We start from the raw sequence: 1,052 nt of genomic DNA on the forward strand, positions 1-1,052 counted from the left end.
CGCTGATGAGGAGGTCGTCCTCGCCGGTGCGGACGAGGTCGCTGCCGCCGCGCGTGCCGAGCAGCAGGCCGAGCGCGTCCACGATGATCGACTTGCCCGCGCCCGTCTCGCCCGTGAACACGCAGAAGCCCTCCCCGAGGTCGAGGTCGAGCTTCTCGATGGTGGCGAGGCGACGCACTTCCAGGCGGGTCAGTCGGGTCACCCTGAAAGTATAGAGCGCCCCTTCCCGGGTGAAGGGAGAACGAAGGAACGGTTGCCTAGGGCGACCGTGAGAACGCGGGAAGGCCGTGGGGAACGCGTCCCCACGGCCTCCACGCGGGGGCGCTCAGCTTCTCGGGAGCGTCCCGTCCTCGTTCAGGCGCGTCGCGTCGGCGCCCCCGCGCGGCAACTCGTCGTGCTCGGCGGGCAGGGCCGCCGTGCCCGTCACGTGCGGGCGCACCTCGTCGGGGGAGATGGAGGGCGTCTCCATGCTGACGCTGGAGAGCAGCAGGTCCAGGACGCCCGTGCGCCTCGCCTCCTCGATCGCGCGGTGCGTGACGATCTCTCCGACGTTGAGCAGCACGTTGTCCTGCGGGTCGAGGATCACGCGGTTCGCGGGCCGCCCCAGCGCGGCGTTGATGCGGCGCTCCAGGGTCGCCTCGGCGGCGTTGCCGCGCAGCTCGTCGTACGTCTCGCGGACGCGGTCGAGCAGGGTGCTGGCGCCCTCCTTCACGGTCTGCGCGCCCACGCTGAGGCGGTCCCCGGCGTTGCTGACGGCCTTCGAGAGCGTCGTGGCGTCCACGAGGGCGGCCTCCTTCGCGTTCACGCGGGCCCGCTCGATCACGCCGGGCGTGACGATCTGACCCTGCGCGGCGATCATGGTGCCGCGCTCGCCGTACACGTCACGCTGCACGCGCCGCCCCAGCAGGTCGTCGAGCGCGCCGCGCGCGCGGACCGTGGCGGTCTCCACGCCCGTCGAGAGGCGCGTCGAGACGTCCTCGAAGGTCATGGAGACCCGCGCGCCCGCGTCCTGCACCGCCGAACGGGCGCTCGATCCGCCCGCCGCGACGACG

1 protein-coding gene and 1 pseudogene are annotated in these 1,052 nt (G+C 72.8%); both read right to left on the bottom strand.

Annotated features, from left to right (window positions below):
* On the bottom strand, positions 1 to 202 hold a 202-nt coding region (locus DEIPI_RS28115; protein ID WP_045233541.1), incomplete at its 3' end, for an AAA family ATPase.
* Positions 203 to 325: 123 nt separating this feature from the next.
* A pseudogene (locus DEIPI_RS0103135) lies at positions 326 to 1,052 on the bottom strand (PRC-barrel domain-containing protein); the annotation flags it as partial.

Source organism: Deinococcus pimensis DSM 21231 (assembly GCF_000519345.1).
In the GTDB taxonomy this organism is placed as follows: Bacteria; Deinococcota; Deinococci; order Deinococcales; family Deinococcaceae; genus Deinococcus_A; species Deinococcus_A pimensis.